Raw genomic sequence first — 19,798 nt, forward strand, 5'->3', positions numbered from 1 at the left:
AAGGCCCGGCTCGCTCCGGGCCTTTTCGTTTTTCGGGATCAACTGCCCCTTCGTCGAGGCTTCTTCGTCGACTGCTCCGCGCAAAGCGGCAACAGCAAGAGGCACGCTTCCGGATGAAACACTTTCAAAATACCGGCAAGGCGGTCCAGCAACAGATCCGGCCTATGAACCCTGGAGCACTTACACCAAGAGGTAGGCCCACACCGAAACGCTGATAACGCCGAGTGCGGTCGTCAGCGTGATGGTCGACGATGCAAGCGCGTGACCGACGTTGAAGTGATTGGCGATCAGCCAGGCATTGACGCCTGTCGGCACCGCCGAGGTCAGCACCAGCGCCGTTGTCCAATTGTCGTTAAGCCCGAGCAGATGGCAGCTCGCATAGACGACTGCGGGCATGACCACGAGTTTCAAGGCGCTGGTCGCCGAGGCAAGCCCGATATTGCCGGCAAGGCCGTATTTGTCGAGCGCCATGCCGATCGAGATCAGCGCCGCGGGTGCTGCCATCGACGCCAACTGATCGACCACGGTCTTGACCGGCCCGCCGAGCGGCTGGCCGACGAGATGAAACGCCGCGCCTGACACCAGACCGATAACCAGCGGGTTGCGCACCAGGTTGCGGGCAACACCGGCGAGAAGGTGAAGCCGGCTTTGGCCCGGCTTGCCGCTGGTGCGACGCTCCGCGCGTTCCATCAACAACGTGCCTGCGATCATCATGACGGGCAGATGCACGGAGAGCAGGATCGAAATCGCAACAATGCCGTCTTCGCCGACGATGCGCGACACCAGCGGCAGCCCGATGAAAACGGTGTTGGCGAAGGCCGAGGAAACACCGGCCAGCACGCCGACGCGCGCGTCACGGCCGAACAGGAACCGTGCACTCAGATGCCCCGCCGCCCAGGTCACCGCAACGCCGGAGAAATAGGCGACCCAGAGCGGCCAGGGCGAACCGTCCTTGAAATCCGCCTCGGCGATCGTGCGAAACAACAGGATGGGGACGGCGACGCGAAAAACGAATTCCCCGAGCGCCTCGCCGACTGCAGGTTTCAGATAGCCTGACCGAACCAGCAGCCAGCCGGCGAGGATCAGGATGAAGATGGGCAGAACGTTCTGGAAGATGTCGGACATGCGCGGGCCTTGGGATGGTCCTCTCAGCAATAGCCGCCTTCACACGTGCGCCGCAAGCGCGTGCGAAAGAGGGAACCATCAGCAACCGCAGGCGTTCCCGAAAGACATAAGTTCAGACATGGCAAGACTTGTGGTCCGAAAGGCTTAAGGAAAGCGACCATGCCGCCAGAAAAACCCATCTATGCCCATCGGGACGACGATCCGCATCTCACGGATGACGCGCTTGCCGACAAGGTCCTGCGCTTCATCGGTTATGCGACGTTGATCGACACGAGCGAAATCTCGGTGATCGCGCTCGGCGAGATCGTGGTTCTTTCCGGCGAGGTCGCGAGCGAAACGGACATCCGCTGCGCCGGCGACGCGGCGGCATCGGTGAGCGGCGTCTCCAGCGTCGAAAACCGGCTCACGGTCAAGCCGGGCCAAACCAGACCAGACGAGGCCGGGGATGGCTAACCCCCATCCGACGGTTGCCGCGCGCAAGGCCGGATGATAGGACAGCCCACCATTGGCCGACGACACGGCTGGCGATATCGCCAGCAGCACGCCCAGGGAGCCGCCCATGAGGACTGACAAGTCAGCAACCAGGTAAGCCGCAACGACTGTTGAAAGTTGTTGCGGCGTCTGTCGGCTCATATCCCAGAGTATTGTGAGAACGTGGCAGGTCGCCGCCGAATGTTACCCATTTGCGCGGATGTTTTATCATGCCCGATCACAACCACCTTACCTGGCCCTATTCGCTTCCGGCAGCGCTGCTGCTGATGGCGCCATTCGATATCCTGGCGTCGCTTGCGATGGACATCTATCTGCCTGTCGTGCCTGAAATGCCCGATATTCTCGGCACGTCTCCTGCAATCGTGCAGTTGACGCTCAGCCTCTATATGCTGCTGTTGGGTCTTGGCCAGGTCCTCTTCGGCCCGCTCTCCGACCGCTTCGGCCGCCGTCCGGTGCTTCTCGGTGGCGCGACCTTGTTTGCCCTCTCGTCGCTGGGACTGGCAGTCACGAGCTCGGCGCCCGTCTTCGTGGCGCTCCGTCTCGCGCAGGCAACCGGTGCCTCTGCCGCGCTGGTCGCGACCTTCGCGACCGTACGTGACGTCTATGCCACGCGTCCGGAAGGCGTGACGATCTATGGCCTTTTCAGCGCCATGCTCTCCTTCGTGCCGGCGCTTGGGCCGATTGCCGGTGCATTGATATCAGGGGCGCTTGGATGGCAGGCGATCTTTCTGACGCTCGGTATCATCGGCCTCGCCGCGCTCGGCCAAGCTTTGCTGCGCTGGCCCGAAACGCGGCCCGCCACCTCGAGAAACGTGCAGCCAGGCTTCGCGCCCATTCTGAGCAATGGCGCATTCTGGACCTATACACTCGGCTCCAGCACGGCGATGGGCGCGTTCTTCGTGTTCTTCTCGACGGCGCCGCGCCTGCTCATCGATCGCGCCGGCTATTCTGAGCTGGGCTTCAGCCTGGCCTTTGCCACAGCCGCAATGGTGATGATCGTGACCACGCGTTTCGCCAAGGGCTTCGTCGCCCGTTTTGGCACCGCCGGCTGCCTCGCTCGCGGCATGGCGCTCCTGATGTCAGGCGGCCTGCTGCTTGCGGCCGGCGAAGTCGTCACCACGCCCTGCTTTGCGAGCTTCGTGCTGCCAATGTGGGTGATTGCCGTCGGCATCGTCATGACGGCGTCTGTGACCGCAAACGGCGCGCTCAAGGCCTTCGACGCAATCGCGGGAACCGCTGTGGCGCTTTACTTCTCGATCCAGAGCCTGATCGTCGGCCTCATCGGCACCGGCGCCGTGCTGCTGCTCGGGGGTGACACGGCCTGGCCGCTGGTCGGCTATTGCCTGATCATGGCCACGGTCACGCTTGCCGCGCTGGCACGGCTGAACTGGCGCGAAAGGCAACCTGCCTAAAACCGGCCCCGGAACAGGCCCTCTGTTCCGGGGATCCCACCCGCCGAAAGGCGATATCGCCCGACAAGCCAAACAACGCCCCTTGACCTCGCCCATGGGGCAGGCCTCAGACTTGCCTCATGACCGATTCTTACTTCCTCCCCGGCCGCTTCGGCGCCGCCACCCGACTGTCACCGAAGGCCCTCAGGCTCTATGCCGAGCAAGGTTTGCTCGTTCCCGCCCATGTCGATCCGGCGACGGGCTATCGCTACTACGCGGCCGCGCAAGCGGGCCGCGCGCGACTGATCGCCCGGCTGCGGCAACTGGGCCTGCCGATCGCGCGGATCGCACGCCTGATCGAGCTCCCGCCCGAAGCTCGCCTCGCCGAGCTGCACGCCTGGCTGGAGGTGCAGACCAAGCGGCTCGAAGAGCAGTCCGAGCTGGTGGAGGCGATCGTCAGGCAATCGAGTGGCGGCGATGATCCGCTTATCGGCGCTGTCCGTGTGCGAGACGTTGCCGCTTCGAAACTCGTCTACCGGCAAGGTCATGTGAGCGTTGATGCGCTCGAGGCCTTCACGCAAAGCGCCGAGGCGGAGATCCGCGCCTATCTCGCGCGATGCGGGAAAAGCGATAGCGGACCGATGACGCTGCACTTCCACGAACCGGTCAACCACGACGGCAAAGGTCTCGTCGAAGTCGCGCTTCCCTATAGCGGCAGCCTCGAACCATCGGGCGATCTGCGCATCCGGTTTCAGCCGGAAGGGCGCGAAGCGTATTTGGCGGTGCCGGAAACGCTCGAAACCTTCCCGATGGTGCTTCGCGTCTACGACGCCATCGAGACCTGGTTCGAACAAAGCAGCGATCTCAACTGCTTCGGCAGCCCCTACGAAACCTATCCCGGCAGCGGCGACGCCCGTTTCGACGTCGCCTATCCCATCGTGCTTTAGCGTAAGCCACTTCTTTCCCCGACCATTCAAGGATTCCATCCGATGCAGCACGTTCCCTATGTGGGCTCCGGCCCCTATTGCTATGCCAATTCCTTCGCCATGATGTTCGGCGATGCGGCGCCCTCCACCGCCGTGATCGAATTTTCCACCAGCAGCCCCTTCGGCATGCAGCTCATCGGCGGCTCGCTGCCGTTCTTCGATCCCTATGGCTGGGACCCGGAGGCCGGGTTCGACGGCGCGCTCGAGGCGCTCGGCTGGACGTCCGAGATCAGCAAGGGCGGCGATGCCGAAGACGCGCTTTCCCGCCTCCGCTCGGCACTGAAGGACGGCCCTGTCTGGGTGGGGCCGGTGGAGATGGGCCATCTGCGGCATCAGCCCGGCATGACCGGGCCGATCGAGGCCGACCACTACGTTGTGGCGCTCACGCTCGACGAAGAACGGGTGCTCATGCACGATCCGCAAGGTTATCCCTACGCGGCGCTGCCAATCGGCGATTTCATGGCAGCCTGGGAAGCGAAGACGCTTACCTATGGAGAGCCGTTTACGATGCGGTGGGGCTTCCGTCGCGTCGCAGACGTCTCGGAGCCTGATGCGATCCGGGCCTCGACACCGGCGGCGATCCATTGGTTGTCGATGCGGACGGACCGGCCGATGCCTGCAGGCAGCTTCGGCAACGCAGACGCTGCCGAAGCACTTGCGGCGCTGATCGAGGGTGGTTGCGACAAAGACCTGCGGGCGCATCTGATCCACTTCGCCGTTCGCGTCGGCACCCGCCGCGCCGCCGACGCCGCAACCTGCCTGTCGCGCGTCGGGCTTTTGAAATCTGCCGCCATCGCCGGCGAGCAGGCCCGACTGATCGGCGCGCTGCAGTACCCCTTGGTCGTTCGAAAGGATGGCGAAGCTGCAGAAGCGCTGCGCAGGTTGGCTCCGACCTACGATCGGCTACTCGCCGCCCTCCGCGGCGGCGAGTAAGGCGACGGTTGCAAAGCCGTATTCCAGGCAGAAACCAATTCGGACGCTTCTCCGGAGCGCCGCGCGTTCATGTGAACGCACCAGGACACTCTAGCACTTTGATCCTGGAGCATCTTTCCGCCTCACCTCCACTTGAGAGCGGGATACTCTAGGCAATAAGCTCGGAGAAACTCCTTGGGCGCTCCGACTTCGGACCGCGCACCGCGGCATAGTGAACGCCGACCACACCGTTGCTGTAGTGTTCGCTACCCATCAACCGCAGTTCGTTCTTTTCCCTGAGCCGGGCGAACCATGGTTCGCCCGGTGAAACGACCGGATAGACGAAGAAATGATAGCGATCGACCAGACCCAGGCCGATCACCGTCTGCGCCAGGCTGGCGCCGCCCGAGAGGTGAATATCACCGCCGGGCGCAGCCTTCAGCTCCATCAGATAGCGCGACAAAGCGGCGTCATCGAGCGCCACGACCTTTTCGGCGTTGTTCCATGGGCTGATCGCCTGTTCGCCGGCGCGGGAAAACACGATCTTACGATAGTCGTGCATACGTTTGGCCATGATACGATTGGTCTCGCCATTCGCGTCATCGGCGAGAGCGCCCGGCCAGTAGCCGACCATCTCCTCGTAGGTCGTTCGACCGACAAGCACAGTGTCGTAGCCGGCATAGAGCCGGTCGATCGCCCGGTACTGCTCCTCGACGACCGTACCCATCCAGGCAAGCGGGTCGTCCAGCCGGCCATCGAGCGTCGTCATCATCTGCAGGACGATGTTGCGCAAATCGCCTCCTTAGTGGACTTGCTGTTCGACGAGACGGGCCAGTTGCTCGGCCACCGTTCCCCAGCCGTCGTGGAAACCCATCTCCTCGTGCATGTCCCGATCGGCCTTGCTCCGGTGCATCACATGGGCGGCATAGTGCGTGCCTTGCGGATGATCACTAAGCGTGATGACCGCCGTCATGAAGGGATTTTTGGCCGGGCGCCAGCCGCCAACCAGCGTATCGGTAAAGACGATGCACATGAGATCGTCGACGGCGAGAAAGCAGGCATCGAGATGCGGTACGAATTCGCCGCCAGCTTCGCTGATATGAGTGACAAGCGCGCCGCCGGGCTTCAGATCCATGTCGACCACCCTGCATTTGGCCGGCGCCGGAACCCACCACTTTTCGAACCGTGCGCGATCGGTCCAGGCGCGCCAGACAGCAGAACGGGGCGCCTTGATGATGCGCGACATCGCCAGGTCGAGTTCGGGATCGGGCGAGCGGGTCATGTCATTCCTCCTCGTTTTCGGTGACAAATTGTTCCAGCCGATCGGCGCGACCCTCCCAGACTGCGCGCTGCGCGGCGAGCCAGGCGTCGACCACGGAGAATTGCGCCTTCTCGATGGCGCAGGTGCGCACCCGGCCGTGCTTGCGCGTGCGGATGAGCCCGCTGCCTTCCAGGAAGTGGATGTGCTTCATGAAGGATGGCAGCGCCATGTCGAAGGGCCTGGCGAGATCACTGATGCTCGCCGGCCCGCCACCAAGCCGAGCCAGCACGGCGCGCCTCGTCGGATCGGCGAGCGCCTGAAAGATTACGTCCAATCGATCTGAATACTGTTCCATAAGGCTAAGTATCACGGGCGAATACTTAGCGCAACAGCTAACTATTAGAGCACGGATCCACCGGGATCAGGGCGCCTTTGGCATCTTAGCCCGCATGCTCTCTTTGGCTCGGTCGAACAACAATCGCGTCACCGCTTGCGGGCGACGATGTAGGGACGGTTCTCATTGTCCTTCGTTGCATGACTTTCGGTGGCAAGGATGTCGAAGCCAGCGACAGTCATCTGCCGGCTCAGTTCCGCCACTCCGAACGTGCCCGCATAGGGCGCCAATCCGATCGCGCGCATCGCCGGCAGCAAGACCAGCCGGATCAGCGGATTCATATCACCGACGCAGGGTGTCTTGGTGATGAACAGTCCACGCGATGCAAGCAAGGCGTGGATGGTGCCGAGCGTGCCCGAGAGATCGCGCACGAGATGGAGATAATTGAAGCCGAGAACCACGTCGTACTGCGCCCGCTCAACCGCAAGCGTTTCCGCTACCGTGGTACGGAAGGCAAGGTGCGGCATCAGATCGGGAGCGTATCTCTCCCTCGCGATCGCAATCATCTCGGTGGAAATATCGGTCGCAAGGTAATCTCGAACGTCGCCTGCGAGCCGAAATGCCGTCGTTCCGGTGCCGCAACCGAGCTCCAGGACCCGATCATCCGGCAGAAGCAAGGCGCGGGTGCGCTCCAGTGTGCGCTCGTATCCGGCGGGATCCGCGATGGCGCCCTTGGCGTATCTGCGCGACGTCCGGTCCCAGAAACGCGCGTCGCTCGCTGTGCTCATGCTGCCTGCTCCCCAGAACGCGGCCATGTCTCCTCGGCAGAATCGTCGGGCCGAGGCCGCACCGGTCAAGGATGTCCTGCCGAAGTGCAACTATCGATGCCATCGGCAGTACCGCACGATTATCAACAAATGGCGGAGAAAGAACCGTCAATCGGCAAGGGGCCTCCTCCGCCTCATCCCAGGCGAACCCAACCGACGGCTTCAAGCATATAGGGTACTCTCAACTGCAACCGTGACGGGGCAGAAACACCCGAAAACAGAGGCGAGAGATTGAGAACCTGCGGAGAAAAGATGGCGGACAGAGAGGGATTCGAACCCTCGATACGCTTTCACGTATACACGCGTTCCAGGCGTGCGCCTTCAACCACTCGGCCACCTGTCCATCCGTCAGCAGCCGATGGTCAACCCGGCTGGATGGGAAGGGCGAGGCCCTTCTTGTCAGCTGGTGTGAACCGGCGGACGCGCGTCTATATACCGATGATTTGCTTGGGATCAACTGCTTTCTGACAGATTGTTGACATCTTGTGAAACCGGACGGCCCACGGCCCCCATTGTGCATGTCGGCGGGTGCGCCTATCTCTGGCGCCGGGACGAGCGTGACGCCTCCGACCCGCTGCCGGTGCCGCCTCGGCGCTGTTCAGATCACCCGCATATTTTTCCGTCGGGCCTTGTCCGAGGCCCACGCGATCGAAGAAGATGCGGTTCTGAACAATGCGCCCGGTCAAGAGCAAGGCGTGCGCCCGTGACATGAAGGGAATATGGACCGATGCGGTTTGTGTTGAGGTTGGCAAGCGCCGTCGTCCTGTTTGCAGCCGTGCTTGCCGGCGCCGTCGACGCGATCCAATCGGTTGCCGCGTCGGAACTGGTGATGACGTCGCTCGGCGACGATCTGGAGGCGCTCGGCGCCGATACGGCAAGCTGGGTCCAGTTCGCGCAGCGCAGCGACGCGGCGCCGACGATCTGGCACTCGATCCTGCACTGGGTGCTGATGCAGCCGGCCTTCGCCGTGCTGGCTCTCGTCGCCCTCATCCTGTGGATGGCCGGATACAAGAAGCGGCCGGCGGCGGGACGCTTCGCCGCCTGACCTCCCCGCGCCGATCTCCTCCCGATGAAAGGAGTATGCTGATGTTCCTGATCGACATGTTCAACAAGAAGACGATCATGCCGGATGCGCAGACGGCGCTGCCCGGCCGCCAAGAGGCGATCCCGACGGCCGAAACGCATTTCGTTTCCGGGCGGCTGCTGAAAGGCCCCTACCCCGACGGCACCAGGACGATCCTCTTCGGCATGGGCTGCTTCTGGGGTGCGGAGCGACTGCTGTGGAACATTCAGGGGGTCCATGTCACCGCTGTCGGCTATGCGGGAGGGCTGACGCCGAACCCGACCTATCAGGAGACAACCACCGGCCTCACCGGCCATGCCGAAGTGGTGCTGGTCGTCTATGAGCCGCAAAAGGTTCCGCTTGCCGTGCTGCTCAAGACCTTCTTCGAGGAGCACGACCCGACCCAGGGCATGCGCCAGGGCAACGATATCGGCACCACCTACCGCTCGGCGATCTATGCCTATGACGATGAGCAACTGGCGGAAGCCAAGGCCGCACGCACCGCGTTCCAGGCGGCCTTGAAGTATTCCAACCATGGCGGCAAGATCACCACCGAGATCAGCAAAGCCGGCCCGTTCTACTTCGCCGAGGACTACCACCAGCAATATCTGGCGAAGAACCCGAACGGCTATTGCGGACTGCGCGGCACAGGCGTGAGCTGCCCGATCGGCCACTAGATCGCGCCCCACACGTCAAAGCGGGAGGCCGGCGGAAGACCGCACGCTCTTTTCTTCGTTCCGCGCTGCCTGGCCCCTCCGCATCCGGATGCCCGGAACGGCTGCGCACCACCCACAACCCTGAGGCCGCACCCGAGAGGCGCCGACACGTCGCCGCGATCGCAAAAGCACAACAGAACCGGTGCCTTACGAGCACCGGCATCTGTGGCTTGTATTTTTACCATCCGAAAAATTTTGAGTGTTTTTTTGCCGTGACCGTGCAAGGATGCGCCACCCTAGCCCCAAGGAGAAGGGGGTGGGTTCCGCAGACAGGTTCCGCAAGGAGCCGGCGGGAGGACCCAATAAGATCAATAGCGACAACAGGGCTGCACGATGAAAAAAACCATTCTCGGTCTCTTTGCCTTTTCGATGATGTCCGCGACGGCTCTGGCCGCCGACATCAAGCCGGCGATCATCTACGATCTCGGCGGCAAGTTCGACAAATCCTTCAACGAGGCTGCCTTTAACGGCGCCGAGAAGTTCAAGACGGAGTCGGGCGTCGAATACCGCGAGTTCGAAATCGCCAATGACGCCCAGCGCGAACAGGCGCTGCGCCGCTTTGCCAGCGACGGCAACAGCCCGATCGTCATGGCCGGCTTCAACTGGGCGGCCTCGCTCGAGAAGATCGCGCCCGAATATCCTGATATCAAGTTCGCCATCATCGACATGGTCGTCGAGAAGCCGAACGTCAAATCGGTCGTCTTCAAGGAACAGGAAGGCTCCTACCTCGTCGGCGTTCTCGCCGGCCTCGCTTCGAAGTCGAAGACCGTCAGCTTCATCGGCGGCATGGACGTTCCGCTGATCCACAAGTTCGCCTGTGGCTACGTTGGCGGCGCCAAGTCGACCGGCGCTGACATCAAGGTTCTGGAAGCCTACACCGGCACGACGCCGGACGCCTGGAACGACCCGGTCAAGGGCGGCGAAATCGCCAAGTCGCAGATCGACCAGGGCTCGGATGTCGTCTACCACGCTGCCGGCGGCACCGGCGTCGGCGTCCTGCAGGCAGCTGCAGATGCCGGCAAGCTCGGCATCGGCGTCGATTCCAACCAGAACGGCCTGCAGCCGGGCAAGGTTCTGACCTCGATGCTGAAGCGCGTCGACGTCGCTGTCTACGAAGCCTTCACGGCGGCCAAGAACGACAAGTTCGAATTCGGCATCTCCAACCTCGGCCTCAAGGAAGATGGCGTCGGCTACGCCCTCGACGACAACAACAAGGCGCTGATCACGCCTGAAATGCTCGACGCCGTGGAAAAGGTGAAAGCCGAAATCATTGCCGGCAAGGTCCAGGTTCACGACTACATGAGCGACGAGGCCTGCCCCTACTAAGGCTCGCCGTCAGGAAACAGAAAGGCCGCCGGTTCGTTGGACCGGCGGCCTTTTCATTTTCCGTTCTGCCTTTGCAGGCACTCAATAGTGCGGCGGCCGGGTGATCGCCGGCGCATCGAGCGACTGCTCTTCGAGCGACAGGAAGCGCTCGGTCAGCCGGTCGAGCTTGGCGCGCGTCTGCTCGACCACCTTCCACTGCTCGGCAAGCTGATCGGAAAGCTCTTCGATTGTCTTTGCCTGGTGGGCCACCGTTTCCTCAAGGTGGGTGATCCGCTCGTCCGCCTTGCTCATGTCTGCATTCTCCCTATCGACGCGTCGCGCCATTTGCCGGCAGATTGGCCACGGCGGCCCCCATGTCAAGCGATGGCCTCTCAGGCCTTTACCGCCGCGCCGCCCGTCAGTGAAAATCCTGGATCCTTTGCCGAAAGACGCTTGTGCAGATGCACCATCAGTCCGGCGGCGAAAAGCGGCGTCAACAGGTTGACGAAGGGCACCGCCAGGAAGGCTGCGAGCAGAAGACCGGCAAGGAACACCGTCGAGCGGTGCTTTGCGCGAAAAAGCCGCGCCTCTGCCGGCGGGCGATAGCGCATTGCCGCAAACTCGAAGAACTCCCGTCCGAGCAGGTAGCCGTTGACGAGAAAGAAGGCGACGAGGTTGACGCCGGGAACAAGCAGCAGGAAAAGTGCAAGCAGGTTGCCGAGGATGACGACGCCCAAAAACTTCAGCGATCCGGCGATAGCCTCGCCGAGCGGCAGCGCCCTGCCCGGCGGCTCGTGTGGATAGTCCCGCTTCTCGATGACCTCTGCGACATCGTCGAGGAAGAAGCCAGCAATCAACGCGGTGACGGGAGCCAGAAGCAAGGCGAGCGCCAGCGCCAGGCCGAGGCTCGCAAAGATGCCGACGACGAAGGTGAGCCAGCCGGCCCAGACGGGCGTGCCCGGCATCAGCGTATCGATCCATGGAAGCGCCAGCCAGATGAACAGTTCGCGCACGGCAAGCCAGAGCGCGACAAGTGCGAGGACCGTCAATCCAAGCACTTTCCAGAAGACTGACCGGGTCTCGGGCGCAAGCAGATTGGCAAGCGAAAGCCGTGCCGCGTCCAATATCATCATCACTCTCCAGTGTCGGCCAAGGTTCGACAACGCATGTAGGCAGAGGTGCCACCGGCGACAAGCCCGCCATGCGCCTCGTCTTTATGCAAGATTCATCCAGCTGGTCTATGTCGAGCATGGAAAACGCCGATAGTGGCGATATTCTAGAAGAAATGCGCGATTGCCGGCGACAGGCCCCGGCGACAGACCCCGCCGACAGACAATGACGGCGCCGCACGGAGGATGACATGACAAGACCAACAACACTCGCCAGCCTCTCGGTGCTCGTCCAAGGGGGCAAGCTGGACCCCGTCGATCTCGTCGACCAAACCTATGCCGCGATCGATGCGCATGGCGACTATGCGATCTTCACGGAACTTACGCGCGACCGCGCAAGGCGCGATGCAGAAGCCGCGTCGCGGCGGCTGAGAGCCGGGCGGTCTCTTGGTCTGCTCGACGGCCTGCCGCTTGCCTGGAAGGACCTGTTCGACATGGCCGGCAGCGTGACAACTGCCGGCTCGACGGTGCTGCGGACGAGCGCCGCGGCAACGAAAGACGCTCCTGTCGTCACCGCCGTTTCGGCTGCCGGCATGGTCAGCATCGGGCGCACCAACATGAGCGAGTTCGCCTTCTCCGGCCTCGGCATCAACCCGCATTACGGCACGCCGAGAAACCCGGCCGCCACCGACGTCGAGCGCATCCCCGGCGGGTCCTCCTCCGGTTCAGGTGTTGCGGTCGCAGCCGGGCTGGTACCAGCGGCTATTGGTACCGATACCGGTGGCTCCGTCCGCATCCCTGCGGCACTGACGGGCATCGTCGGCTACAAGGCAACCCGCGGCCGCTATGCGATGAAGGGCGTGTTTCCGCTGGCCGAAAGTCTGGATTCGCTTGGGCCGCTCTGCCATACGGTGCAGGACGTCGTTTGGGTCGATGCCGCCATGCACGGGCTGACGGCGCCGACCGTGCGCCGCGCCGATCTCTCGGGCGTCGCGCTGGTCGTCCCGGAAACGATTGTCTTTGACGATGCGGAGCCGGAGGTCGTCGAAGCCTTCGAAGATACGATCAGGCGATTGGAGAAGGCCGGCGTCACCGTCAGCCGGCGCGCTTTCCCGACTTTTTCGGCGATCTTCGGGCTCATGGCGCGGCACGGCGCACTGGTGACGGCCGAGGCCTATGCGCTTCACCGCCAGCGGCTGGCCGGTCCAGAAGCCAATGCCATGGACCCGCGCGTCGTCGCCCGCACCCGGCTCGGCGAAAAGATCACCATGCCGGACTATATCGCCCTGCTCGACGCCCGCGATCAGTTGATCCACGAGACGGTCGAAGGCTTGAGGCCGAACGAGCTCATCGCCCATCCGACGCTGCCGCATGTGGCGCCGCCGATCGCGCCGCTCATCGAAGACGACGAGCTGTTCTTCAAAACCAATGCCAAGACGCTGCGCAACACCTCGATCGGCAATTTCCTGGATTTCTGCGGCATCTCCATCCCGTGCGGGCTGGGCGCTGCCGAAATGCCCGTCGGTTTCCAGCTGGCCGCCCCGCATCACCAGGACGACCGGCTGCTCGCCGTCGCGCTCTCTGCCGAGGCGATCATCTGGGGTGAGGCATGATCGTCTGTTTCGATATCGGCGGCTCGGCGATCAAGGGTGCGATCGTCCATTCGCGCGAGCGGATCTTTCCGCTGCCACGTCGAACGACCCCGCTCACCAACTTCCGCCAGTTCGTGCAGGTGCTCGAATCGGTGCTCGACGAAGCCGGTGGGCACCCGGATTGCGTGGCGATCTCGATCACCGGCGTCATCGATCCGGAGACGCGGCGGATCAAATGCGCCAATATCCCCTGTATCGACGGCCGCGAACTGGTGGCCGAACTCGAGGCGGCGCTGCATCTGCCGGTCAGGATCGCCAATGATGCGGACTGCTTTGCACTGGCCGAAGCCGGTGCCGGTGCCGGGCGCGGCCACCGCATCGTGTTCGGCGCGATCCTTGGCACCGGTGTCGGCGGCGGCCTGGTCATCGACGGCCGATTGATCAATGCCGATGGCGGCTTTGCCGGCGAGTGGGGGCACGGCCCGGCGATCGCGGCCGAAGCCGGCAATCCGCCGATTGCCATTCCCGCCTATGAATGCGGCTGCGGCCAGCGGCGCTGCGTCGATACGGTCGGCGGCGCCCGTGGGCTGGAGCGCCTGCACCAGACCGCCCATGGCAAGACACTTTCGAGCCACGAGATCATCGAGGCCTGGCAAGCAGGCAATACCGAGGCGAAGCGCACGGTCGAACTTCTCGTCGATCTTGTCAGCTCACCGCTGGCGCTCGTCATCAACATATCAGGCGCGACCATTGTGCCTGTCGGCGGCGGCCTTTCCAATTCCGAGGAGCTGCTTGCCGAGATCGACAGGGCGGTTCGTAGCCGGATTCTGAGGCAATTCGACCGACCCCTGGTGGTGCGTGGCGAATGCCGAGTCGAGCCCGGCCTGATCGGCGCGGCACTGCTTGGATTGGGGGAAGAGAGAGTATGAGCGGCATCAAGCTTGAAGTCTGCGTCGACGACGCCGACGGCCTGTACGCGGCAATCGAAGGCGGCGCCGACCGCATCGAGCTTTGTGCGGCCCTTTCCGTCGGCGGTCTGACGCCCAATCCGGGGCTGATGGCGCTGGCCGGCCCGCCAGCGGTGCCCGTTTACGCCATGATCCGTCCGCGTCCCGGCGATTTCGTCTTCTCCGCTGCGGACCTCGACGTCATGCGCCGCGATATCGACGCGGCACGCGCAGCCGGCCTCGCCGGTGTCGTGCTCGGTGCCTCGCTCGCTGGTGGCCGCCTCGACACCTCGATGCTCACCAAGCTCACGGGCCATGCGGCCGGGCTCGGAATGACGCTGCATCGCGCCTTCGATCTGGTGCCGGATTTCGCCGAGGCGATGGAGGTTGCGGTCGAGCTCGGTTTCGAGCGGATCCTGACCTCGGGCGGCGCCAGAAGCGCGCCGCAAGCAGCCGATCAGCTCGCTGAAATCGTCTCTCTCGCCAAGGGCCGGCTGTCGGTCATGCCTGGATCCGGCGTCACGCTTGAGACGGTCGATGCGCTGCTCGACCGATTGACGGTCGGCGAAGTGCATTCCTCGTGTTCCGTTCGTGAGCCGGCTCAAGATCAGCGGATGGTCGACATGGGTTTCGTTTCGGCCGATCGCCGACGCACGGATGTGGCAACGGTCCGGGCGATGAAGGCGAAGCTTTCACAGCGCTGACACGGGTGCTGCCTGAAATTGAAAAGCCCCGGAGCGATTGCGCCGTCCGGGGCTTTTGCTTGGTAGCCTGAAGATTAGGCCGCGTAGACCTGCGTGCCGGCGATCCATGTGGAGCCCATGGCGAGCTCCGGCGTCAAGAGCACGAAATCGGCATCCGCGCCCGCCTTCAGCCGGCCCTTGTGGGTGGCAAGCCCCATGGCATCGGCCGGATAGGCGGAGGCCATGCGCAACGCTTCCTCGACCGGGAGACCGAGCTTCTCGTGCACGAAGCGGACCGACGAGAGCATATCGATGTCGGCGCCGGCAAGCGTGCCGTCGGCAAGCGTCAGACGTCCGCCCTCACGCAGGATCTCGCGACCGTTCAGCTGGAAGCTCGTCATGTCGGTGCCAATCGGCGACATGGCGTCGGTCACCAGGAAGATCTGGCCCGGGCCCACCTTCGCACGCAGCGCCACGCCCATCGAGGCCGGCTCGACATGGTAGCCGTCGGCGATCAGGCCCGCATGGAGCGTGCCGGTGGCCAAAGCCGCGCCGACAACGCCCGGTTCGCGATGACCGAGGCCGCTCATGGCGTTGAAGAGATGGGTCACCGTGCGGGCACCCGCCTTGGCGTAGGCAACGGCGGTTTCATAGCCGACGTCCGTGTGGCCGAGGCTGACGACGGCACCGGCATCGGCCAGCGCCCGCACCTGCTCCTTGGTGGCGTTTTCCGGCGCCACGGTGACCATCAGCACGCCGAGCGCCTTGGCGCAGGCGAGCATTTCGGCGAGGTCGGCGTCATCCATGGGGCGGATGAGTTTCGGATCGTGGGCGCCCTTGCGCGCCACCGAAAGATGCGGACCTTCGAGATGCAGACCGAGGAAGCCGGGCACGCCTTCGGCCTTGGCTTGAAGTCCGGCCTGGATGGTCGCCGTTCTCACTTCGCGCGTGTCGGTGATCAGCGTCGGCAGCAGCGCCGTGGTGCCGAACTTGGCATGCGCCGAACAGATCTGTCGGATGCCCTCGACGGTCGGCTCCTCGTTCAGAAGCGCACCACCGCCGCCGTTCACCTGCAGGTCGATGAAGCCCGGCACGAGAAGCATGCCATGCGCATCGATCCTTTCGGCATCGGCTGGGACATCCGCCGCGGCGACGATCGCCTTGACGCGGCCGCCCTCGATGACAAGGGCGCAGCCGTCGTGCCATTCGACGCCGTCGAACAGCCGGGCGCCGGTGATTGCCTTCCTCTCGCTCATCTCGTCTCCGTTACCTTCTTGAGGCTTGCCGGCGCATCGGGGTTAAGACCGCGCGAGCGCGACCAGGCTTCGACGAAACCGTAGAACGGCAGGATCAGCGTCAGCGCGTCCGTGATCGGATGGCCCGTCTCGACGAACGGCAGGCGCTTGGCCTTGGCCGCGCGGCTCGAGGTAGCATGAACCACAGCACCCTTTTCCGCCATACCGTCGGCGATACCGGCAACCGAAGTTTCCGCCGCGTCACGCGCGGCAAGCGTCAGCACCGGGAATTTGGCGCCGACCAGCGCCACCGGACCATGCAGCACTTCTGCCGCGGAATAGGCTTCCGCATGCATGCCCGAGGTTTCCTTGAACTTCAGTGCGGCTTCGCTGGCGATCGCCAGCGCCGGGCCGCGGCCGAGCACGTAGAGCGATTCCGCCTCGCCGAGATCGTCGGCAAAGGTCTGCCAGTCGAGCTTAACGGCCTTGGCAAACTGGTTCGGAAGATCCGCGACCGCCCGCTTAAGCGCGGCATCTCCGGTCCATTCCCCGAGCACGGCAAGGCCGGCAACGATCGAATTGACGTAGGACTTGGTCGCAGCGACGGCGATTTCAGGGCCGGCGAGAATGTCCAGCGGATGCGTGCAGGCCTCGGAAATCGGCGAGGGCAGCGTGTTGGTGAGCGCGATCGAGACCGCACCGGCATCGGTCGCGGCCTGCGCCATGGCGACGATATCCGGGCTCTTGCCCGATTGCGAAATTGCGATGGCCGCCGCCCCGCCGAGCTTCAGCTTGGCGCCGTAGATCGAGGCGAGCGAAGGACCGAGCGAGGCAACCGGCCGACCGGCCTGCAGTTCGATCGCATATTTCAGGAAGAGTGCCGCATGGTCGGAGGAGCCACGGGCGATCGTTACCAGGAAGGCCGGATCCTTGGCGCGCAAGGCAGCACCGGCTGCCTTCAGCTGGTCGGCGGAACGCTCCAGCAAACGCTGGGCGGCTTCGGGGATCTCGTCGATTTCTCGGCGCATATTGGTCTGCATGGTCAATTCCTTTCTGCGGGCCGTCGCTTTAGGATTCCGACAGCGTCAGTTCCGCGACAAAGTCATAGGCGTCGCCCCGGTAGAGCGAGCGGGTGAATTCGACGACGCGTCCCGATGCGAGATAGGAGACGCGTTCGATGGAAAGGCCGGCCGAGCCGACGGCAACGCCGAGCATCGAGGCATCCGGATCCTTGATGTTGCAGGCGGAGATGCGCTGCACGGCGCGAACCGGGCGCGCGCGGGTCTTGTCGAGCGCGGAATAGAGCGACGAGGTAACGGTCTGCGGATCGGGCAGGAACTCCGCCGAAATGCTGGCGCGTTCGATCGCGAGCGGCATGTCGTCGGCGATGCGCAGGCGGCCGAGGCGGGCAACCAGCGCGTCGGCCGGCAGGCCGAGCGCCATCATCTCGTCCGGCGAGGGATGGAACAGGCCGCGTTCAAGCCAACGGGCGTGCGTATTCAGACCACGGCGCGCCATATCCTCGGTGAACGAGGTCAGCCGCGACAGCGACTGCTGCACCTTGGAGACCGGCTTGACCACGAAGGTGCCGGAGCCATGGCGGCGAACCAGCAATCCGTCGCGCACAAGATCGTCGACCGCCTTGCGCACAGTGACACGACTGATGTTGGCGTAGTCGGCAAGATCACGCTCGGGCGGCAGCGCGTCGCCATGATTGAGCTTTCCCGATTGGATCGCCTCTTCGAGTGATTGCCGAAGCTTCAGATAGAGCGGGCCCGAGCCTCCGGCCTGCAAGCCCTCGAGCGGCAGAATGGATGCGAGCTGGTGCGTCATGCGCCGGCCCTCGCCTGTGAGCCAAAACGCTGGGCGGCAAGCGCAACGGCGCCGGTCAATGCGTCAGCTTCCGCTTCGACGATGAGCGCCTGGTGCCGTTCGGCAAGCCATGGGCGATAGAGCGGCGCCAGTCCGCCGAGCAGACACAGCCTGGCGCTTCCCCTTGCGACCACGACGTCAAGCGCCTCATCCACCGTGAGCGCTGCGGCCTTCAGCAGCCGTACGGCGACGGGGTCGCCGTCTGCAGCACCCTCGAAAACGCGCGGCGCATAGCGACCAAACTCGCCTGGTTTGGCAAGCCGAGCGAAATCGACGACGTCGCGCGGATCGTTGTTGAACTCCGCCATGACGGATGCGGTGACCGCGGAGCCTTCGTGGATGTTGTCGAAGGCGAGCAGGCTTTCCTGCAGGAGCGCGTGGCCGATGCGGGCGCCGCTGCCATGATCGCCGATGGTGAAGCCCCAGCCGCCGACATAGCTGACAGTCTCGCCCTGGCGCAGGATATAGATGGTGCCGGTGCCGAGGATGGCGACGGCGCCGTCCTGGTTGCCGAGCGCGCCCTGAAACGCGATCAGACCGTCGGATTCGATTTCGGCGGCAGCGAAGGGAAGACGGCGCTTTACGTAATGCACGGCATCGCCGACATTGTGCCCGGCCACACCAACAATCGCCTTGGCGTCCGCGATACCCTGGGGATCGAGGCCCGCCTCTTGGAAGGCGGCACGGGAGGCTTCACCGATATTGGAAAGCGCCGTCTCCGGATCGGTCAGGATATTGGCGGCGCCGGCCTTGCCGCGCCCGAGTATACGCCCGTCCAGCGACGCCACGGCCGCCCGGCAGCTCGTTCCGCCACCATCGATTCCAATCAGGTAATTTGTCATGAGCACCTCCGGCCACTGAGGATACCAAAAAAATACCAATAACCAAGCCTGAATCCATCTGCACTTTCGATTTCGTTGCAATACATTGAATTTTATAAGCTAATTTAGCTGATCTATTTTTTCCGGCGCCAAAAGTTAAATTCTTCTGGACAATTGGTATTTTTTTGGCATTAATTTCAACCGAGAGGAGACACGACCCATGCCGTCAGTGAAGACCGAAGAGCGTCACGACAACGCCAAGGGCCTGGATCTTATGCATCCGGCGCTGGCGCTTCGACTGCTCGCATCCGGGCAGCAAGCCGCCGCCAAGGCGGTTGACGGCGCGATTGAGTCGATCTCCGCAGCCGCCTCGATCGCCGCGGAAAGCCTCGCTTCCGGCCGGCGTCTCGCCTATGCTGGCGCAGGCAGCTCCGGGCTGATGGCAATGGCCGATGCGCTCGAACTGCCCGGCACCTACGGCATTGCCCAGGAGCAGATCGTTATCCTGCTCGCCGGTGGCGCTGCCAGCCTCAGCGATCTGGCAGGTGGCTATGAAGACGATATGGACCTTGCCCGCGACGACGTGCGCAAGGCCGGCATCGGTGCGGGCGACTGTCTGGTTTCCGTTTCCGCCAGCGGCTCCACCCCTTACGCCCTTGCCGCTGCCGACGAGGCACGCAAGCTCGGCGCCAAGGTGATTGCTGTCGCCAACAACCCGGGTGCCGCCCTCTTCAACGACGCCGATGTTTCGATCCTACTGCAGACACCGCCGGAAGTGATCTCCGGCTCGACCCGCATGGGTGCCGGCACGGCGCAGAAGATCGCCTTCAACATGTTCTCGACACTGGTCGGTATCCACCTCGGCCACGTGCTCGACGGCCACATGGTCAACCTGCGGGCCGACAATATCAAGCTGCACGGCCGCGCCATTCGCATCGTCACCGATGTCACCGGCATCAGCGCCGCCGAGGCCGGCCGACTGATCACCATGGCTGCCGGCTCGGTCAAGGTCGCGATCCTTCTCGCTTCCGGCGCGAAGGACGTCGCGGCAGCGGAGGCCGCACTCAAAGAAGCCAAGCAGAACCTGCGCCGGGCGATCGATATCGTCTCGGCCTGAACAATTTCGG

The 19,798-nt window shown here is 63.7% G+C and carries 22 protein-coding genes and 1 tRNA gene; 11 read left to right on the forward strand and 12 right to left on the reverse strand.

The window, feature by feature from the left end; all coding sequences use genetic code 11:
• Window positions 1–180: 180 nt before the first annotated feature.
• A complete protein-coding gene (locus BBX50_RS03165) occupies window positions 181–1,125 on the reverse strand; it encodes an AEC family transporter (protein WP_065773875.1) in 945 nt (314 codons plus the stop codon).
• Between the two features lie 159 nt (window positions 1,126–1,284).
• On the opposite strand from BBX50_RS03165, the gene BBX50_RS03170 reads away from it, so the two are divergent.
• The 4 genes from BBX50_RS03170 to BBX50_RS03185 all read left to right on the forward strand — a co-directional run bounded on the left by BBX50_RS03170 (window position 1,285) and on the right by BBX50_RS03185 (window position 4,927).
• Window positions 1,285–1,578 (forward strand): BON domain-containing protein, encoded by a 294-nt coding sequence (locus tag BBX50_RS03170; protein WP_065773876.1) that lies wholly within the window; start codon window positions 1,285–1,287, stop codon window positions 1,576–1,578.
• Window positions 1,579–1,826: 248 nt separating this feature from the next.
• The gene (gene cml, locus BBX50_RS03175) at window positions 1,827–3,029 is read left to right on the forward strand and encodes a CmlA/FloR family chloramphenicol efflux MFS transporter (RefSeq protein ID WP_065773877.1); all 1,203 of its coding nucleotides are present in this window, start codon (window positions 1,827–1,829) and stop codon (window positions 3,027–3,029) included.
• A gap of 119 nt (window positions 3,030–3,148) precedes the next feature.
• A complete protein-coding gene (locus BBX50_RS03180) occupies window positions 3,149–3,955 on the forward strand; it encodes a MerR family transcriptional regulator (protein ID WP_065773878.1) in 807 nt (268 codons plus the stop codon).
• 42 nt (window positions 3,956–3,997) lie between these two features.
• The gene (locus tag BBX50_RS03185; protein ID WP_065773879.1) at window positions 3,998–4,927 is read left to right on the forward strand and encodes a hypothetical protein; all 930 of its coding nucleotides are present in this window, start codon (window positions 3,998–4,000) and stop codon (window positions 4,925–4,927) included.
• A 148-nt stretch (window positions 4,928–5,075) separates the two neighbouring features.
• Here BBX50_RS03185 and BBX50_RS03190 read toward each other — a convergent pair whose 3' ends face one another.
• The 5 genes from BBX50_RS03190 to BBX50_RS03210 all read right to left on the reverse strand — a co-directional run bounded on the left by BBX50_RS03190 (window position 5,076) and on the right by BBX50_RS03210 (window position 7,671).
• Window positions 5,076–5,699 carry a dihydrofolate reductase family protein gene (locus BBX50_RS03190; protein ID WP_065773880.1) on the reverse strand — a complete coding sequence of 208 codons (624 nt, stop codon included), beginning with the start codon at window positions 5,697–5,699 and terminating at the stop codon, window positions 5,076–5,078.
• Between the two features lie 9 nt (window positions 5,700–5,708).
• Window positions 5,709–6,188, reverse strand: a complete 480-nt coding sequence (locus tag BBX50_RS03195; protein ID WP_065773881.1) for an SRPBCC family protein — start codon at window positions 6,186–6,188, stop codon at window positions 5,709–5,711.
• A 1-nt stretch (window position 6,189) separates the two neighbouring features.
• Entirely contained in the window at window positions 6,190–6,522 is a 333-nt protein-coding gene (locus tag BBX50_RS03200; protein ID WP_065773882.1) for a metalloregulator ArsR/SmtB family transcription factor, read from the reverse strand.
• A gap of 128 nt (window positions 6,523–6,650) precedes the next feature.
• Window positions 6,651–7,289: a class I SAM-dependent methyltransferase gene (locus BBX50_RS03205; RefSeq protein WP_065773971.1), complete on the reverse strand. Its 639-nt coding sequence runs from the start codon at window positions 7,287–7,289 to the stop codon at window positions 6,651–6,653.
• Window positions 7,290–7,581: 292 nt separating this feature from the next.
• Window positions 7,582–7,671: transfer RNA gene (locus BBX50_RS03210), tRNA-Ser, on the reverse strand.
• A 384-nt stretch (window positions 7,672–8,055) separates the two neighbouring features.
• On the opposite strand from BBX50_RS03210, the gene BBX50_RS03215 reads away from it, so the two are divergent.
• The 3 genes from BBX50_RS03215 to BBX50_RS03225 all read left to right on the forward strand — a co-directional run bounded on the left by BBX50_RS03215 (window position 8,056) and on the right by BBX50_RS03225 (window position 10,433).
• A complete protein-coding gene (locus BBX50_RS03215; protein WP_065773883.1) occupies window positions 8,056–8,373 on the forward strand; it encodes a hypothetical protein in 318 nt (105 codons plus the stop codon).
• Window positions 8,374–8,414: 41 nt separating this feature from the next.
• Window positions 8,415–9,068: a peptide-methionine (S)-S-oxide reductase MsrA gene (gene msrA, locus BBX50_RS03220; protein WP_065773884.1), complete on the forward strand. Its 654-nt coding sequence runs from the start codon at window positions 8,415–8,417 to the stop codon at window positions 9,066–9,068.
• Between the two features lie 372 nt (window positions 9,069–9,440).
• On the forward strand, window positions 9,441–10,433 hold the full coding sequence (locus tag BBX50_RS03225) for a BMP family ABC transporter substrate-binding protein (RefSeq protein ID WP_065773885.1): 993 nt from the start codon (window positions 9,441–9,443) through the stop codon (window positions 10,431–10,433).
• An 81-nt stretch (window positions 10,434–10,514) separates the two neighbouring features.
• On the opposite strand, the gene BBX50_RS03230 is transcribed toward BBX50_RS03225, so the two are convergent.
• Window positions 10,515–10,724 carry a SlyX family protein gene (locus BBX50_RS03230; RefSeq protein ID WP_065773886.1) on the reverse strand — a complete coding sequence of 70 codons (210 nt, stop codon included), beginning with the start codon at window positions 10,722–10,724 and terminating at the stop codon, window positions 10,515–10,517.
• Between the two features lie 80 nt (window positions 10,725–10,804).
• The gene (locus BBX50_RS03235; RefSeq protein WP_065773887.1) at window positions 10,805–11,542 is read right to left on the reverse strand and encodes a sulfate transporter family protein; all 738 of its coding nucleotides are present in this window, start codon (window positions 11,540–11,542) and stop codon (window positions 10,805–10,807) included.
• A 230-nt stretch (window positions 11,543–11,772) separates the two neighbouring features.
• Between BBX50_RS03235 and BBX50_RS03240 the strand changes: the two genes are divergently transcribed.
• From BBX50_RS03240 to BBX50_RS03250, 3 genes are read left to right on the forward strand one after another with little or no spacing between them, the layout of a single operon-like run.
• Entirely contained in the window at window positions 11,773–13,134 is a 1,362-nt protein-coding gene (locus tag BBX50_RS03240; RefSeq protein WP_065773888.1) for an amidase, read from the forward strand.
• Window positions 13,131–14,042: an ROK family protein gene (locus tag BBX50_RS03245; protein ID WP_065773889.1), complete on the forward strand. Its 912-nt coding sequence runs from the start codon at window positions 13,131–13,133 to the stop codon at window positions 14,040–14,042. The genes BBX50_RS03240 and BBX50_RS03245 overlap by 4 nt, the downstream gene beginning before the upstream one ends.
• On the forward strand, window positions 14,039–14,764 hold the full coding sequence (locus BBX50_RS03250; RefSeq protein WP_065773890.1) for a copper homeostasis protein CutC: 726 nt from the start codon (window positions 14,039–14,041) through the stop codon (window positions 14,762–14,764). Before BBX50_RS03245 ends, BBX50_RS03250 begins: the two co-directional genes overlap by 4 nt.
• A 74-nt stretch (window positions 14,765–14,838) precedes the next feature.
• On the opposite strand, the gene nagA is transcribed toward BBX50_RS03250, so the two are convergent.
• The 4 genes from nagA to BBX50_RS03270 are packed head-to-tail and all read right to left on the reverse strand — an operon-like array spanning window position 14,839 to window position 18,692.
• Window positions 14,839–15,999, reverse strand: a complete 1,161-nt coding sequence (gene nagA / locus BBX50_RS03255; protein WP_065773891.1) for an N-acetylglucosamine-6-phosphate deacetylase — start codon at window positions 15,997–15,999, stop codon at window positions 14,839–14,841.
• Window positions 15,996–17,018 (reverse strand): SIS domain-containing protein, encoded by a 1,023-nt coding sequence (locus BBX50_RS03260; protein ID WP_065773892.1) that lies wholly within the window; start codon window positions 17,016–17,018, stop codon window positions 15,996–15,998. Before BBX50_RS03260 ends, nagA begins: the two co-directional genes overlap by 4 nt.
• A gap of 28 nt (window positions 17,019–17,046) precedes the next feature.
• On the reverse strand, window positions 17,047–17,811 hold the full coding sequence (locus BBX50_RS03265; protein WP_065773893.1) for a GntR family transcriptional regulator: 765 nt from the start codon (window positions 17,809–17,811) through the stop codon (window positions 17,047–17,049).
• Window positions 17,808–18,692 carry an N-acetylglucosamine kinase gene (locus tag BBX50_RS03270; RefSeq protein WP_065773894.1) on the reverse strand — a complete coding sequence of 295 codons (885 nt, stop codon included), beginning with the start codon at window positions 18,690–18,692 and terminating at the stop codon, window positions 17,808–17,810. The genes BBX50_RS03265 and BBX50_RS03270 overlap by 4 nt, the downstream gene beginning before the upstream one ends.
• A 199-nt stretch (window positions 18,693–18,891) precedes the next feature.
• Here BBX50_RS03270 and BBX50_RS03275 point away from each other — a divergent pair, with 199 nt between their 5' ends.
• Window positions 18,892–19,788 carry an N-acetylmuramic acid 6-phosphate etherase gene (locus BBX50_RS03275; RefSeq protein ID WP_065773895.1) on the forward strand — a complete coding sequence of 299 codons (897 nt, stop codon included), beginning with the start codon at window positions 18,892–18,894 and terminating at the stop codon, window positions 19,786–19,788.
• Window positions 19,789–19,798: the final 10 nt, after the last annotated feature.

It is taken from the genome of Ensifer sp. LC11 (assembly GCF_001695835.1).
Lineage (GTDB): Bacteria > Pseudomonadota > Alphaproteobacteria > Rhizobiales > Rhizobiaceae > Ensifer.